Origin of the sequence: Pseudomonas sp. YH-1 (assembly GCF_051990045.1) — a bacterium.
GTDB classification, from domain to species: domain Bacteria; phylum Pseudomonadota; class Gammaproteobacteria; order Pseudomonadales; family Pseudomonadaceae; genus Pseudomonas; species Pseudomonas nicosulfuronedens.
This window is the reverse complement of record NZ_CP178184.1, coordinates 3,419,259-3,435,216: the sequence shown is the minus strand read 5'-3', so window position 1 is coordinate 3,435,216 and position 15,958 is coordinate 3,419,259. Positions and strand designations below refer to the sequence as shown.

At 66.4% G+C, this 15,958-nt stretch carries 14 protein-coding genes; 5 read left to right on the top strand and 9 right to left on the bottom strand.

The window, feature by feature from the left end:
* Positions 1–58 precede the first annotated feature (58 nt).
* From ACKI1H_RS16045 to ACKI1H_RS16025, 5 genes are all read left to right on the top strand, one after another.
* Positions 59–1,483, top strand: a complete 1,425-nt coding sequence (locus ACKI1H_RS16045) for a sigma-54 interaction domain-containing protein (RefSeq protein WP_440465565.1) — start codon at positions 59–61, stop codon at positions 1,481–1,483.
* A 309-nt stretch (positions 1,484–1,792) separates the two neighbouring features.
* Complete coding sequence (locus ACKI1H_RS16040) at positions 1,793–3,058, top strand: OprD family porin (protein WP_440465564.1); 1,266 nt, start codon at positions 1,793–1,795, stop codon at positions 3,056–3,058.
* A gap of 78 nt (positions 3,059–3,136) precedes the next feature.
* A complete protein-coding gene (locus ACKI1H_RS16035; protein WP_440465563.1) occupies positions 3,137–4,528 on the top strand; it encodes a GntP family permease in 1,392 nt (463 codons plus the stop codon).
* A gap of 58 nt (positions 4,529–4,586) precedes the next feature.
* Positions 4,587–5,357: a 3-hydroxybutyrate dehydrogenase gene (locus ACKI1H_RS16030; RefSeq protein WP_138526208.1), complete on the top strand. Its 771-nt coding sequence runs from the start codon at positions 4,587–4,589 to the stop codon at positions 5,355–5,357.
* Between the two features lie 101 nt (positions 5,358–5,458).
* Positions 5,459–7,414: an acetoacetate--CoA ligase gene (locus ACKI1H_RS16025; RefSeq protein WP_440465562.1), complete on the top strand. Its 1,956-nt coding sequence runs from the start codon at positions 5,459–5,461 to the stop codon at positions 7,412–7,414.
* A 195-nt stretch (positions 7,415–7,609) separates the two neighbouring features.
* Here the strand turns inward: ACKI1H_RS16025 and pcaC are convergent, their stop codons facing one another.
* The 9 genes from pcaC to ACKI1H_RS15980 all read right to left on the bottom strand — a co-directional run bounded on the left by pcaC (position 7,610) and on the right by ACKI1H_RS15980 (position 15,945).
* On the bottom strand, positions 7,610–8,005 hold the full coding sequence (pcaC, locus tag ACKI1H_RS16020) for a 4-carboxymuconolactone decarboxylase (RefSeq protein WP_138526210.1): 396 nt from the start codon (positions 8,003–8,005) through the stop codon (positions 7,610–7,612).
* 111 nt (positions 8,006–8,116) lie between these two features.
* Positions 8,117–8,905, bottom strand: coding sequence for a 3-oxoadipate enol-lactonase (gene pcaD / locus ACKI1H_RS16015; RefSeq protein WP_440465561.1), 789 nt, complete (start codon positions 8,903–8,905; stop codon positions 8,117–8,119).
* A 22-nt stretch (positions 8,906–8,927) separates the two neighbouring features.
* Entirely contained in the window at positions 8,928–10,286 is a 1,359-nt protein-coding gene (locus ACKI1H_RS16010) for a 3-carboxy-cis,cis-muconate cycloisomerase (RefSeq protein WP_440465560.1), read from the bottom strand.
* A 91-nt stretch (positions 10,287–10,377) separates the two neighbouring features.
* Positions 10,378–11,583, bottom strand: a complete 1,206-nt coding sequence (gene pcaF / locus ACKI1H_RS16005; protein WP_440465559.1) for a 3-oxoadipyl-CoA thiolase — start codon at positions 11,581–11,583, stop codon at positions 10,378–10,380.
* Complete coding sequence (locus ACKI1H_RS16000) at positions 11,580–12,362, bottom strand: CoA-transferase subunit beta (RefSeq protein WP_138526214.1); 783 nt, start codon at positions 12,360–12,362, stop codon at positions 11,580–11,582. The genes pcaF and ACKI1H_RS16000 overlap by 4 nt, the downstream gene beginning before the upstream one ends.
* On the bottom strand, positions 12,362–13,210 hold the full coding sequence (locus ACKI1H_RS15995) for a CoA transferase subunit A (protein WP_440465558.1): 849 nt from the start codon (positions 13,208–13,210) through the stop codon (positions 12,362–12,364). Before ACKI1H_RS15995 ends, ACKI1H_RS16000 begins: the two co-directional genes overlap by 1 nt.
* Positions 13,211–13,511: 301 nt before the next feature.
* The gene (gene catA / locus ACKI1H_RS15990) at positions 13,512–14,444 is read right to left on the bottom strand and encodes a catechol 1,2-dioxygenase (protein ID WP_440465557.1); all 933 of its coding nucleotides are present in this window, start codon (positions 14,442–14,444) and stop codon (positions 13,512–13,514) included.
* A gap of 47 nt (positions 14,445–14,491) precedes the next feature.
* The gene (gene catC, locus ACKI1H_RS15985) at positions 14,492–14,782 is read right to left on the bottom strand and encodes a muconolactone Delta-isomerase (RefSeq protein ID WP_017519458.1); all 291 of its coding nucleotides are present in this window, start codon (positions 14,780–14,782) and stop codon (positions 14,492–14,494) included.
* Positions 14,783–14,823: 41 nt separating this feature from the next.
* Positions 14,824–15,945, bottom strand: coding sequence for a muconate cycloisomerase family protein (locus tag ACKI1H_RS15980; protein WP_440465556.1), 1,122 nt, complete (start codon positions 15,943–15,945; stop codon positions 14,824–14,826).
* Positions 15,946–15,958: the final 13 nt, after the last annotated feature.

Genomic DNA, 15,958 nt, shown 5'->3' with positions numbered 1-15,958 from the left:
CCCTGCCGCCACATCCCGGTACAGTGCGCCCTCTGCCCTCTCCGCGCACGGCCCACCGATGACCGACTCCCACAGCCTCAAGGACTACCCCAGCGTCCGCCAACTGGCGATCCGCTCGCTGTTCGAGATCTTCGAGCAGTTCAGCGAAGGCACGGTGATCGTCGACCGCGAGGCGCGCATTGTCTGGATCAACCAGCGCTACGCCCAGCGTTTCGGCCTGGACAGCGCCGAGCAGGCCGTCGGCCGCCCGGTGGAACAGGTAATCCCCGGCAGCCTGATGCGCGAAGTGGTCAGCAGCGGCCGGCCGATGCTGCTGGACATCCTCGACATGACCAAGGACCCGCTGGTGGTCATGCGCGTGCCGATCCGCGACGACGCGGGCGAGGTCATCGGTGGCATCGGCTTCGCCCTGTTCGACGAACTGCGCGCGCTGTCGCCGCTGCTCACCCGCTACCAGCGCATGCAGGCCGAGCTGGCCTCGACCCGCTCGCTGCTGCAGGCGCGCCAGGCGAAATACAGCTTCGGGCATTTCATCGGCACCAGCGCCGCCAGCCTGGAAGTGAAGCGCCGCGCGCGTCGGGGTGCCGCCAGCGAAGCGCCGATCCTGCTGCTGGGCGAGACCGGCACCGGCAAGGAGTTGCTCGCCCACGCCATTCATGCCGCTTCTCCACGCGCCGACAAACCCTTCGTCAGCCTCAACGCCGCCGCTATTCCCGAAACCCTGCTGGAGGCCGAATTCTTCGGCACCGCGCCGGGCGCCTTCACCGGCGCCGACCGCAAGGGCCGCGCCGGCAAACTGCAGATCGCCCAGGGCGGCACGCTGTTCCTCGACGAGATTGGCGACATGCCGCTGACCTTGCAGAGCAAACTGCTACGGGTGCTACAGGAGAAGGAGTTCGAACCAGTCGGCTCCAACGAAGTCCTGCGCAGCGACATCCGCCTGATCGCCGCCACCTCCATCGACCTCGACGCCGCCGTGCGCGAGGGCCGCTTCCGCGCCGACCTGTTCTACCGCATCAACGTGCTGCCCATCGAAATCCCGCCGCTGCGCGAGCGCCTGGAGGATTTGCCGGCACTGTGCGAAGCCATCCTCGACGGCCTGCGCGACGACCGCCAGACGCTTTACGAACTGAACGCCGATGGCCTCGCCCTGCTCGCCCGGCATGCCTGGCCGGGCAACGTGCGCGAACTGCGCAACCTGCTGGAGCGCACTGTGCTGCTGGGCGACCGCCCGCAGATCGACGCCGCCGCGCTGCGCTCGGCACTGGGCGAGTTGCAGCCACTGCCCGCCGCCTCGACGACACCGGGAACCCGTCTGGCCGAGGGGCAGGACTTCTACGCAGCGCGGGACGCCTTCGAGCGCGAGCTGATTGCCAACACCCTGGCCGAGCACGCCGGCAACGTCGATGCAACCGCGCACCGCCTGGGTCTGGGGCGCTCGACGCTGTACAAGAAGATGGCAGCATTGGGCTTTCAATCCTGAAAAAGAGATAAGTCTCAAAAAAGAGACAATCACTCAAAACCCTTGATTTAAGGCCCCCAGGCGATCCAATCCGTCGCCTTGTCTCCAATTAGAGACAAACCGCTTCTCCCTATTCGCGAAAATCTCAAAATAAGACTTACAAATCAAATAGTTACAATCCTGGCACGGTCCTGGCTATGTCGCCTCTCGCGGCCTTCGCGCCGCACAGCCGACATAACAACAATCAACGCTGCCCGAACGCGAACAGACCCCAGCGGACACCACGGCTAGTCCCGCTTCGCACACGGCGCCGCGCCAGGAGATCACCCGATGAGCCGCTCCACGCTCAATCATGCCGCCGTCATCACCGCCCTCGGTTCCACCCTCGCCCTTTCGCCCCAGGCCTTCGCCGAATTCCTTGCCGACAGCAAGGCCAGCGTCGAACTGCGCAACTTCTACTTCAACCGCGACTTCCGCCAGGACAACGCCGCGCAATCCAAGCAGGAAGAGTGGGCGCAGGGCTTCCTGCTGCGCTATGAATCCGGCTACACCGAAGGCACCATCGGCGTGGGCGTCGATGCCCTCGGTCTGCTCGGCGTCAAGCTTGACTCCAGCCCCGACCGCGCCGGCTCCGGCCTGCTGCCGCGCGACAAGGACAAGGTCAACGGCGCACCGGACGACTACAGCGAGCTGGGCCTGACCGCCAAGCTGCGCGCCTCGAAAAGCACCCTGAAGATCGGCACCCTGCTGCCCAAGCTGCCCACCGTGCTGGCCAATGATTCGCGCCTGCTGCCGCAGACCTTCGAAGGCGCGCACCTGAATTCCGCCGAGTTCGCCGGCCTCACCTTCGACGGCGGCCGCCTGCGCCAGGTGAGCCAGCGCGACTCGTCCAACCGCGAGGACATGACCGTCACCAGCGGCAGCGCGCGCGGCATCGTCGCCACCGACACCAGCGACCAGTTCGACTTTGCCGGCCTGAACTACAAGTGGACGCCACAGCTCGCCACCGGCTACAGCTACGCCAAGCTCGACGGCCTCTACGACCAGCACATCGTCAACCTGGTGCACGTGCTGCCCATCGCCGCCGGCCAGTCACTGAAGACCGACCTGCGCTACGCCCGCTCCGACGACGACGGCCACAGCAACGTCGACAACCGCGCCTTCGGCGCGATGCTCACCTACACCCTCGGCGGCCATGGCTTCGGCGCCGGCTACCAGAAGATGAGCGGCGACACCGGCTTCGCCTACATCGGCGGCACCGACGCCTTCCTGGTCAACTTCGTGCAGATCGGCGACTTCGCCAACCGTGACGAGAAGTCCTGGCAGGCGCGCTACGACTACGACTTTGCCACCCTCGGCGTGCCCGGCCTGACCTTCATGACGCGCTACCTGTCCGGCGACAACATCGAACTGGGCGCGGGCAAGCCCGAAGGCAAGGAATGGGAGCGCGATACCGATATCGGCTACGTGGTGCAGAACGGACCACTGAAGAACGTCGGCGTGAAGTGGCGCAATGCGACAGTTCGCTCCAGCCACTTCGGCAACGACCTCGACGAAAACCGTCTGATCCTCAGCTACGTGCTGCCGCTCTGGTAATCGCCTGATCGTCACTCGCCCCCACTACAACAAGAACGACGCGCGGCCCGAGGCCGCGCGACAACTGGAGATACTTCGATGAGCGTGGTCATCGCCCTCGCGGCCCTCGCCCTGCTGATGCTCGCCGCCTACCGCGGCTACAGCGTGATCCTCTTCGCCCCCATCGCCGCGCTGCTGGCAGTGCTGCTGACCGACCCTTCCGCCGTCGCCCCGGCCTTCACCGGGGTGTTCATGGAGAAGATGGTCGGCTTCGTCAAACTCTACTTCCCGGTGTTCCTGCTCGGCGCGGTGTTCGGCAAGTTGATCGAGCTGTCGGGCTTCTCGCGCTCCATCGTCGCCGCGGCCATCCGCCTGCTCGGCACCAGCCAGGCGATGCTGGTGATCGTGCTGGTCTGCGCCCTGCTCACCTACGGCGGCGTGTCACTGTTCGTGGTGGTGTTCGCGGTCTATCCGTTCGCCGCCGAGATGTTCCGCCAGAGCAATATCCCCAAGCGACTGATCCCGGCGACCATCGCCCTGGGCGCCTTCAGCTTCACCATGGACGCCCTGCCCGGCACCCCGCAGATCCAGAACATCATCCCCACCGCCTTCTTCAACACCACCGGCTGGGCTGCGCCCTGGCTGGGCGTGATCGGCAGCCTGTTCGTGTTCAGCGTCGGTATGCTGTTCCTCCGTCGCCAGGCCGGCAAGGCGCGCGCCGCCGGTGAAGGCTACGGCACCGAGTTGCGCAACGAGCCGGAAACCGCCGACGACATGAAACTGCCCAACCCGCTGCTGGCGCTCTCGCCGCTGGTGCTGGTGGGCGTTGCCAACCTGCTGTTCACCCACTGGATTCCCCAGGTCTACGGCAAGACCCACAGCCTGCAACTGGCCGGCATGGCCGCGCCGGTGGCCAGCGACGTAGCCAAGTTGACCGGCATCTGGGCGGTGCAGGCGGCGCTGCTGCTGGGCATCCTGCTGGTGCTGGTGACGAGCTTCGCAGTGATCCGCAGCAAGATCGCCGAGGGCAGCAAGACCGCCGTGTCCGGCGCACTGCTGGCGGCCATGAACACGGCTTCGGAATACGGCTTCGGCGCGGTGATCGCCTCGCTGCCGGGCTTCCTGGTACTGGCCGACGCACTGAAGAAGATTCCCGATCCGCTGGTCAACGAGGCCATCACCGTCACCACCCTGGCCGGCATCACCGGCTCGGCGTCCGGCGGCATGAGCATCGCCCTGGCGGCCATGTCCGAACAGTTCATCGCCGCCGCCCATGCCGCCAACATCCCGCTGGAAGTACTGCACCGGGTAGCGGCCATGGCCTCCGGCGGCATGGACACCCTGCCGCACAACGGCGCGGTCATCACCCTGCTCGCGGTCACCGGCCTGACCCACCGCGAGGCCTACAAGGACATCTTCGCCATCACCCTGATCAAGACCCTCGCGGTGTTCGTGGTGATCGGCACCTTCTACGCCACCGGAATCGTTTAAGCCGGTTGTTTTCAAGCGGTCGCCGCGCGGCGACCGCCCCGTTCCAGAGGAGATTTGCATGACACTCAAGGGCAAGACCGCACTGGTCACCGGCTCCACCAGCGGCATCGGCCTGGGCATCGCCGCGCGCCTCGCGCAGGCGGGCGCCAACGTGGTGGTCAATGGCTTTGGCGATATCGACGCGGCCGTGCGCGAGCTGTCGGTGCATGGCACGCGCATCGGCCACCACGGCGCGGACATGGCGCAACCCGAGCAGATCGCCGAGATGATCGCCTACGTCGAGCGCGAGTTCGGCAGCCTCGACATCCTGGTCAACAACGCCGGCATCCAGCACGTCGCGGCGCTGGAAGACTTCCCTGTGGAGCGCTGGAACGCGATCATCGCCATCAATCTCTCCTCGGTGTTCCACACCACCCGCCTGGCACTGCCGGGCATGCGCCAGCGCGGCTGGGGGCGCATCCTCAACATCGCCTCGACCCACGGCCTGGTTGCCTCCGCCGGCAAGAGCGCCTACGTCGCCGCCAAGCACGGCGTGATCGGCCTGACCAAGACCACTGCACTGGAAACCGCCACCACGGCCATCACCTGCAACGCCATCTGCCCCGGCTGGGTGCTGACGCCGCTGGTACAGCAGCAGATCGACGCGCGCATCGCCGCCGGCGCCAGCCCCGAACAGGCGCGCCACGACCTGCTGGCGGAGAAACAGCCGTCGCTGGATTTCGTCACCGCCGACCAGCTCGGCGAGCTGGCGCTATTCTTGTGTTCTGAAGCCGCCGCGCAGGTTCGCGGCGCCGCCTGGAACATGGATGGCGGCTGGGTCGCGCAGTGATTCCTGAGCCCCACCGAAGCACTTCCGGCGACGCTTCATGTCAAGATGATGGGTACCGCCTGTCGGCGGTGCCCACCGATCCTTCGCTGGAGTCGTCGTCAATGAACCCACTGCTCTGGACACCCTCCCCCGAACGCATCGCCGTCACCCGGATGGACGCCTTCCGTCGCAAGGTGGCGCAGCAGCACGGAGTCGACCTGCCCGACTACGCTGCGCTGCACGCCTGGAGCATCGCCGAACGCGAGGCCTTCTGGCTGGCCATCGTCGACACCTTCGGCGTGCAGTTCCACGAGGCGCCCACGGCGGTCCTCGAGGAAGGCCCGGAAATGCCCGATGCACGCTGGTTCCCCGGCGCCACCCTGAACTTCGCCGAGCACCTGCTGCGCCGCCGCGACCACCAGCCGGCGCTGATCGCCATCAGCGAGGATGAACGCCGCGAGGTCATCAGCCATGCCGAACTGGCCGCCCAGGTTGCCGGGCTGCAACGTGCCCTGCGCGAAGCCGGCGTAGGCGTCGGCGACCGCGTCGCGGCCTTCATGCCCAACACCTGGCAGACCGTGGTCGGCATGCTCGCCACCACCAGCCTGGGCGCCACATGGTCGAGCTGCTCGCCGGACTTCGGCACCCATGGCGTGATCGACCGTTTCGGCCAGATCGAGCCCAAGGTGCTGATCGCCTGCGCCGGCTACCGCTACGCCGGCAAGGTGCTGGACCTCACCGCCAAGCTCAACGAAATCCTCGCCCAGCTGCCCAGCCTGGAACAGCTGGTGATCGTCCCCTACGCCAACGGCCACGCTCGCCGCAGCGACTTCCAGACGTCGGCGCGGGTCAGTCTCTGGCAGGACTTCTTCCACAGCGGCGGCGAACCGGTGTTCACGCCGGTGCCCTTCGACCACCCGCTGTACATCCTCTACTCCTCCGGCACCACGGGCGTGCCCAAGTGCATCGTCCACGGTACCGGCGGCGTGCTGCTGCAGCACCTGAAGGAACACGGCCTGCACGTCGACCTGGGCCAGGACGACACGCTGTTCTACTACACCACCTGCGGCTGGATGATGTGGAACTGGCTGGTCTCGGGCCTCGCCGTCGGCGCCACGCTGGTGCTCTACGACGGCTCACCCTTCCACCCCGGCCCCGAGCGCCTGATGGACCTGATCGACGCGGAGCACATCAGTGTGTTCGGCACCAGCGCCAAGTACATCGCCGCGCTGGAGAAAGCCAATGTGCGCCCGCGCCTGACCCACTCCCTGGAGCGACTGAAGACGCTCCTCTCCACCGGCTCGCCGCTGGCCCACGAGAGCTTCGACTATGTCTACCGCGACGTGAAACCCGACCTCTGCCTGTCGTCGATCTCCGGCGGTACTGACATCGTTTCCTGCTTCGCCATCGGCAATCCGACCGCGCCGGTGTGGCGTGGGGAAATTCAGTGCAAGGCGCTGGGCATGGCGGTGGAGGTCTGGGACGAGGCCGGCAAAGCGGTGTTCGGCGAAAAAGGCGAGCTGGTCTGCGTGCGGCATTTCCCGTCGATCCCGGTGGGCTTCTGGAACGACGAGAACAACGAGAAGTTCCTTGATGCCTACTTCGCCACCTTCCCCGGCGTCTGGGCCCACGGCGACTATGCCGAGGAAACCGAACACGGCGGCCTGGTGATCCACGGCCGTTCGGATGCCGTACTCAACCCCGGCGGCGTGCGCATCGGCACGGCGGAAATCTACCGTCAGGTGGAAAAGGTCGAGCAGGTGCTGGAATCCATCGCCATCGGCCAGGACTGGCAGGGCGACGTGCGCGTGGTGCTGTTCGTGCGCCTGCGCGACGGCGTGGACCTCGACGAAACGCTGCAGGAACGCATCCGCCAGACCATCCGCAGCAACACTACCCCGCGCCATGTGCCAGCGAAAATCCTCGCGGTCACCGACATCCCGCGGACCACCAGCGGCAAGATCGTCGAACTGGCGGTGCGCAACGTGGTGCACGGGCGGCCGGTAAAGAACACCGACGCATTGGCCAACCCGCAGGCGCTGGAGTTGTTCAGGGATCGCAAGGAGTTGGAGAGCTGAACGGGTGGTTGGGTAGAGGCACAGCATGGGTATCGCTTCGCTCCACCCATCCTACGAGAACCCAACCCACGGCATGCGCCTGCGATCGCCACATGAGACGCTCATACATAAGCAGGCAGACCTCCGGATGCGTGGTCCGGAGGTCGCTGTGTAGGATGGGTGGAGCGAAGCGATACCCATCAATCCCGTAACGGGCTACTCGTCCAGCGACTCGGTGCCCAACTCGTCCCACACCGCCTCGGCGAGGTGGAAGGTGGCGTTGGCCGCCGGAATGCCGCAGTAGATTGCGCTCTGCAGCAGCACTTCCTTGATCTCCTCGCGGGTCACCCCATTGTTGCGTGCGGCTCGCAGGTGCAGCTTGAGTTCGCCTTCGCGGTTCATGCCGATCAGCATGGCGATGGTGATCAGGCTACGAGTGTGGCGCGGCAGGCCGGGGCGGGTCCAGATATCACCCCAGGCGTGGCGGGTGATCATTTCCTGGAACTCTTCGTTGAAGGCGCTGCGCTTCTCCAGGCTGCGGTCGACGTGGGCATCGCCGAGCACCGCGCGGCGGACCTGCATGCCGGCTTCGTAGCGTTCTTTCTCGTCCATCTCAAACTCCGTCAAATCCCCGTAGGATGGGTGGAGCGCAGCGATACCCATGCTGTCATCGCACAGAACCGATGGGTTTCGCTGCGCTCTACGCCATCCTACGAAGAGCGGTTAAGCGCGCAGGAAGTCCAGCACACGCTGGCTGAAGGCATCGCCGGCCTGCACGTTGGACAGGTGCGCAGCGCGGAATTCCGCGAGCTCCGCACCGGGAATACGCGCCTGCAGGAAGCGGCCGTCCTCGGTGGTGGTCACCGGGTCGGCAGCGCCGCAGACCACCAGGGTCGGCGCCGTGATCGCGCCGATTTCGCCGCGGAAGTCAGCATCGCGCACGGCCGCGCAGTTGGCCGCATAACCTTCCGGCGACGTCTGCGCGAGCATGTCGACGATAGGCTCGACCTTGCCCGGCTGGCCTTCCGCGAAGTCTGCCGTGAACCAGCGCGAAATCGACGCATCGCGCAGGTTGCGCATGGCCTCGGCGCCGCCACTGAGCACAGTTTCGATGCGCGGGTTCCACACCTCAGGCGTGCCGATCTTGGCAGCGGTGTTGCACAGCACCAGACGCTCGATGCGCTCCGGCGCGTGAATGCCCAGCCACTGGCCGATCAGGCCGCCCATGGACAGGCCGCAGAAGTGCGCGCGAGGGATGTCCAGTGCGTCCAGCAGGGCCAGCACGTCACGGCCATTCTGCTCGATACTGTAGGGACCGGGAGTGACCAGCGAAACGCCATGGCCACGGGTGTCATAACGCAGCACGCGGAAATGTTCGGTGAAGGCCGCGACCTGCGCGTCCCACATGTGCAGGTCGGTGCCCAGGGAGTTGGACAGCACCAGCACCGGCGCACCGGCCGGGCCTTCCAGTTGGTAGTTCAGGTCGCCATCGGCGAGACGTACGGCAGGCATGCAAGGGCTCCTAGCGCGCTTCTTATTGCAAAGAAAGTTCTTGATGTTCGGCCAGCGCGCGCTCGACCCAGCGGCGCGCCTGGCCCAGGTAATGGGCAGGATCGAGCAGGCGATCCAGCTCCCCGGCATTCAGTTGAGCGGCGACTTCGGCATTGGCACCAAGCACCGCACGAAGGTGCGCGCCATCCTTCACCGCCTGCTTGCAGCACTGCTCCACCAGGTGATGCGCAGCATCGCGGCCGATACGCTGGGCCAGGGCGATACTCACTGCTTCGGCCAGTACCAGGCCGCGGGTCAGGTCGAGGTTGGCGAGCATGCGCTCGGCATCCACTTCCAGGCCCGGCACGAGGGACAGCGCCTGTTGCAAGGAACCGGAGACGAGACAGCACAGCTCCGGCAGGCTTTCCCATTCGGCGTGCCACAGACCGAGGCTGCGCTCGTGCTCCTGGGGCATGGCGGAAAACAGCGTCGAGACCAGTCCCGGCGCACGAGTCGCCGCGCCGATCAGCACCGCAGCACCCACCGGGTTGCGCTTGTGCGGCATGGTGGAAGAACCACCCTTGCCCGGCGCGGAAGGTTCGAAGACTTCACCGGCCTCGGTCTGCATCAGCAGGCTGAGATCGCGGCCCAGTTTGCCGAGGCTGCCAGCGATCAGGCCGAGCAGGCTGGCGAACTCCACCAGGCGGTCGCGCTGGGTGTGCCAGGGTTGCTCGGGCAGTTGCAGGTCCAACTCTTCCGCCAGCGCCTCGGCCACGGCAAAACCCTGCTCGCCCAGGGCGGCGAGGCTACCGGAAGCGCCGCCGAACTGCAGGCACAGCAGGCGCGGCTTGAGCTCGTTCATGCGCTGGCGATGGCGAGTCATTGCACCCAGCCAGCCGGCGACCTTCATGCCGAGGGTGACGGGCGTGGCGTGCTGCAGCCAGGTTCGGCCGACCATGGGTGTGCCAGCGTGGGCTTGGGCTTGAACGGCGAGCGCGTCGGCGAGCTGGGCGAGATCGCTCTCCAGCAACTCGATGGCGGCGCGCAGCTGCAGCACCAGACCGGAGTCCATGGCGTCCTGGCTGGTGGCTCCAAGATGCACGTAGCGCTCGGCCTCGGCGTCCTCGGCAGCGATGCGTTTGCCCAGCGCCTTCACCAGCGGGATTGCGGAATTGCCAGCGCTGCAGATGGCCTGGGCCAGTGCATCGAAATCGTAGAGTTCGGCACGGCAGCCGGCGGCGATGGGCGCCACGGCGCTCGCCGGGATCACACCCACGCGCGCTTCGGCACGGGCCAGTGCGGCCTCGAAGTCGAGCATGCCCTGCACCCGGCCCTGGTCGCTGAAGATCGCGCGCATGGCGGGCTGGGTGAAGTAGGCGTCGAACAGCAGGTTGGTGCTCACGGGTTGGCTCCGGAGATCGGCGGGCGTGGTCGGGACAGTATGATCGCAGAGACGAACCTTGTAGGAGCGAGCTTGCTCGCTCCTACAAGAGCTATACGCGCTCGACCACCAGCGCCACGCCCTGCCCTACGCCCACGCACATGGTGCACAGTCCCAGCTTGCCGCCCATCTTCTGCAACTGGTGCACAGCGGTCAGCACCAGACGCGCACCACTGGCACCCAGCGGATGGCCGAGGGCGATGGCGCCGCCGTTGGGGTTCACCCGCGCATCGTCATCGGCGACGCCGAGTTCGCGGGTCACGGCCAGCCCCTGCGCGGCGAAGGCTTCATTCAGCTCGATGACATCGAACTGCCCCATCGACAGGTTCAGCCGCTCCAGCAGCTTGCGCACCGCCGGCACCGGGCCGATGCCCATCACTCGCGGGGCGACGCCGGCGCTGGCCATGCCGAGCACTTTCGCGCGCGGGGTGAGACCGTGTTTCTTAACCGCTTCGGCACTGGCGAGGATCAGCGCCACAGCGCCGTCGTTGACGCCCGAGGCGTTGCCGGCGGTGACGGTCTTGCCTTCACCGTTGACCGGCTTGAGCTTGGCCAGCGCTTCGGCGGTGGTGTCCGGGCGCGGGTGTTCGTCGGTGTCGACGACGGTCTCGCCCTTGCGGCCCTTGATCACCACCGGGACGATTTCCTCGGCGAAGTAGCCGTTGGCCTGTGCAACACCAGCGCGCTGCTGGCTGCGCAGGGAGAAGGCGTCCTGGTCGGCGCGGTTGACCTGGTAGTCGTCAGCCACGTTGTCGGCGGTCTGCGGCATGGCATCCACGCCGTACTGCGCCTTCATCAGCGGGTTGATGAAGCGCCAGCCGATGGTGGTGTCCTCGATCTTCTGTCCACGACCGAAGGCGCTGTCGGCCTTGCCCATCACATAGGGTGCGCGGGACATGGACTCCACGCCGCCGGCGATGACCAGCTCGGCCTCGCCGCTGGCAATGGCGCGGAAGGCAGTGCCCACCGCGTCCAGGCCCGAGGCGCAGAGGCGATTGAGGGTGACGCCCGGCACGCTTTCCGGCAGGCCGGCCAGCAGCAGCGCCATGCGCGCCACGTTGCGGTTATCTTCGCCGGCCTGGTTGGCGCAGCCGAGGTAGACCTCGTCCAGCGCGGCCCAGTCGACTTGCGGGTTACGTTCCACCAGCGCCTTCACCGGCACCGCGGCGAGGTCGTCGGCGCGCACGCCGGACAGCGAGCCGCCGAAGCGACCGATGGGTGTGCGCACGGCATCGCAGATGAAGACCTCGCGGCTCATTCCTCACCTCCCAGCTGGCCGTGGGCGGCGGCGGTGCGGGCTTCAAGGGCACGCAGGGCTTCCAGTTCCACGTCGGTCGGCGCGACGGTTTCAGTTACCTGCTCGGCGAAGCGGATCGCCCAGCCAGTAGCCTCCACAACCTGCTCGCGGGTCACGCCCGGATGCAGAGAAGTGACGATGAATTCGTTGCTGCCGGCTTCCGGCTCCATGATGCAGAGGTCGGTGATGATCGCCACCGGGCCTTTACCTGGGAGGCCGAGTTGCTGGCGGTGGTCGCCGCCCTCGCCGAAGCCGACCGAGGTGATGAAGGCCAGCTTGTCGACGAAGGTACGGTGGGACTGCTTGAGGATGATCAGCACTTCCTTGGCGGAACCGGCGATCTCCGGCGCGCCGCCGGCGCCGGGCAGGCGCACCTTGGGCTTGTTGTAGTCGCCGATGACGGTGGTGTTGATGTTGCCGAAGCGGTCGACCTGGGCGGCGCCGAGGAAGCCGACGTCGATACGTCCGCCCTGCAGCCAGTAGCGGAAGATCTCGCCGGTGGGCACCACGGTGTCTGCGGTTTCGGCCAGTTCGCCGTCACCGATGGACAGCGGCAGCACGCTGGGCTTGGCGCCGATGGGGCCGGATTCGTAGATCAGGACCACGTCCGGCGATGCGGTCAGGCGCGCCAGGTTGGCGGCCTTGGACGGCAGGCCGATACCGACGAAGCAGACGGCGCCGTTCTTCAGGCGGCGGGCGGCGGCCACGGTCATCATTTCATTGGTGCTGTAGGCGCTCATTACTTGGCCTCCGCGAGCTTGCTACGAAACTCGCTGAAATCTTTCGTGCCACGGATGTAGGTATCGATCCAGGCGTTGAAGGTGTCACGGTCGCGCGCGATCGGGTCCCAGGCCTGGTAGAAGCGGTTGTCGCGCTCGGAGTAGCCGTGGGCGTAGGACGGGTGCGAACCGCCCGGCACCAGACAGACGGCGGACAGCGCCCAGGTCGGCAGTACGCAGGAGTTCATCGGTGCGTTAAGGTCGTCGACGATTTCCTCGACGGTGACGATGCAGCGCTTGGCGGCCAGGGCGGCTTCCTTCTGCACACCGAGGATGCCCCACAGCAGCACGTTGCCCTTGCGGTCGGCCTTCTGCGCGTGGATCACGGTGATGTCCGGGCGCACCGAGGGGACGGCGGCCAGTTGCTCGCCGGTGAACGGGCAGTTGATGAACTTGATGTTCGGGTTGACCTTCGGCAGGTCGGAGCCGGCGTAGGCACGCAGCACCGCGAACGGTAAGCCCGAGGCGCCGGCGACGTAGGAGTTGGCGAGGTCGGCGTGGCTGTGCTCGTCGATCTCCAGGTCACGCGGCCAGCCCTTCTCCACCGCGTCACGCAGGCGATGCAGCGAACCGACGCCGGGGTTGCCGCCCCAGGAGAAGGTCAGCTTGCGCACGCAGCCGGCGCCGATCAGCAGGTCGTAGACCAGGTCGGGCGTCATGCGCACCAGGTGCAGGTCTTTCTTGCCCTGGCGGATCAGCTCGTGGGAGGCAGCGGTCGGGATCAGGTGGGTGAAGCCTTCGAGCGCGACGGTGTCGCCGTCGTTGACGAAGCGCTCGACCGCTTCGCGGAGAGTCAGGAGTTCAGCCATGGTCGGTCTCGTTGTAGGCGTGGTGCAGGTGGGAAAAAGGTACCGCCGGGGGGATGGGCGAACAATGCGATAATCGACTATTGGTGCGAATATCGAACACTTCTCTTAGGGGGCTAACGGCTGTGCTTCTGGCTGGAGATTGCCATCCGAGTGGACGCGAACGCCAAAGCAACAGGGAACGCTGGGTAGGATGGGTGGAGCGCAGCGATACCCATGCTGGCGGTACATGGATCGATGGGTATCGCTTCGCTCCACGCCATCCTACGGCGGGGTTACCGGCAGGGTCGGAGCCGGCGGAAAATCAGGCTTGCTGCAAGGCGCGGGGGCGGTTGCTGCGGTCTTCGGCGTCGGCGGAAACGGCCTGCTGCAGCTGGAAGTCGAACTCGATCTCGGCGAAGCGCCCTTCGACACCGTGCGCCTTGGCAGCGGCTGCATCCTCGACGAAACGCACCTCGCCGATCAGGCCGTCGCGGGTGGCATAGGCGAAGTCGTCCCACAGGTACTGGTCACCGGCCAGGTTGATCTGCGTGGTCAGGTGGCGATGGCCCGGCGCGGAAATGAAGAAGTGGATGTGCGCCGGGCGCTGGCCGTGGCGGCCGAGCTGGTTGAGCAGCTCCTGGGTCGGGCCATCCGGCGGGCAGCCATAACCACTGGGCACGATGCTGCGCGCCTTGTAGCGGCCTTCGCCGTCGGTGACGATGCGCCGGCGCAGGTTGTACTCGGACTGGCTGCTGTCGAAGTACGAGTAGGTGCCGTTGGTGTTGGCGTGCCAGAGATCGACCACGGCGCCGGCCAGGGGCTTGCCGTCGAGGTCGAACACGCGGCCGGAGAGGAACATCACGGTGCCGGCGTCCTTCCCGTCGTCCATGCGGGTTTCGCCTTCGGACAGCGGTGCGCCGGCCACATACAGCGGACCTTCGATGGTGCGCGGAGTGCCACCTTCGATGCCGACCGCCGCGTCCTGGGCGTCCAGCAGCAGGTCGAGGTAGTGCTCGATGCCCAGGCCGGCGACGACCAGGCCGGCTTCCTGGCGCGCGCCGAGACGATTGAGGTAGTCCACCGCCTTCCAGAACTCATCAGGGGTGACGTTCATGTCTTCGATGAGCCTGGCGGTGTCCTGCAGGATGCGCAAGATGAGGTTCTTCACCCGCGGATTGCCCTGGTCGTTCAGGGCGCCGCTGGCTTCTTCGAAGAACTTCTGGATGTCGGCAGTCTGGGAAATCTTCACGGTCATGGTGCGATCCTCAAGTCTTGTTCTTGTCGAGTCGTACGGAACGAAAATCAGCGGTCGTCGGAATGGATCGAGGACGGATGGCGGCAGAGCCCGTCGACCTCGATGTCCATGTAGGGGAACAGCGGCAGCTGCATCAGGGTGTCGTGCAGTTCCTCGACGCTGGCGAGGTCGAACACGCTGTAGTTGGCGTAGTGCCCGGCGATGCGCCACAGGTGGCGCCACTTGCCCTCGCGCTGCAGGCGCTGGGCCAATTCCTTCTCGTCGGCCTTGAGCTGGGCGGCCTTGGCCGGGTCCATGTCGACGGGCAATTTCACGGTCATCTTCACGTGGAACAGCATCGGGTCTTCTCCTCTATCGGGCAGTCGGGAAAGGTGGCAGGTCAGGTACGGCGGAAGCGCGCCAGGCGCTCCTCGTCGAGCGTCAGGCCCAGGCCGGGCGTGCGCGGTACGTGCAGCTGGAAGTCACGGTAAACCGGCGCCTCGGTGACGATTTCCTCGGTGAGCAGCAGCGGGCCGAACAGCTCGGTGGCCCAGGTCAGCTTCTCCAGGGTGAGGAAGGCGTGGGCCGAGGCCAGGGTGCCGACGGCGCCTTCGAGCATGGTCCCGCCGTACAGCGCGATACCGGCCGCCTCGGCGATCTGCGCGGTACGCAGCACGGCGCGCGGGCCACCGTTCTTGGCGATCTTCAGGGCGAAGATGCTGGCGGCGCCGTCAGCGGCGAGGCTGAAAGCGTCGGCCACGCTCTCGATGGATTCGTCGGCCATGATCGGTGCCGGGCTGCGCTGGTTCAGGCGTATCTGGCCGCTGCGGTTGATGCGCGAGATGGGCTGCTCGATCAGATCGATGCCGTTCTCGCCGAGCACCTGGCAGCCACGGATGGCCTGGGATTCGTCCCAGCCCTGGTTGACGTCCACACGCACGCTGGCGCGCTCGCCCAGGGCCTGCTTGATCGCCACCACGTGCTTGAGGTCATGCTCCAGCGGGTTGGCGCCGATCTTCAGCTTGAAGATGCGATGGCGGCGAATGTCCAGCATCTGCTCGGCTTCGGCGATATCGCGGGCGGTGTCGCCGGAGGCCAGGGTCCAGGCCACTTCCAGGCTGTCACGCACACGGCCGCCGAGCAGTTCGCTGACCGGCAGGCCCAGGCGCTTGCCCTGGGCGTCGAGCAACGCGCTCTCGATGCCGGAGCGGGCGAAGGTGTTGCCCTTGATCGACTTGTCCAGGCGCTGCATGCAGGCATTGATGTTGCTGGCGTCCTGGCCCTTGAGCAGCGGCGCGAAGTGCGCATCGATGTTGGCCTTGATGCTTTCCGGGCTCTCGTTGCCGTAGGCCAGCCCGCCAATGGTGGTGGCTTCGCCGATACCCTCGACGCCGTCGGAGCAGCGCAGGCGGATGATCACCAGTGTCTGCTGCTGCATGGTGTGCATGGCCAGCTTGTGCGGGCGGATGGTCGGCAGGTCGACGATGATCGACTCGATGCGTTCGATGACAGGGCTACTCATGGACGGCGTTCCG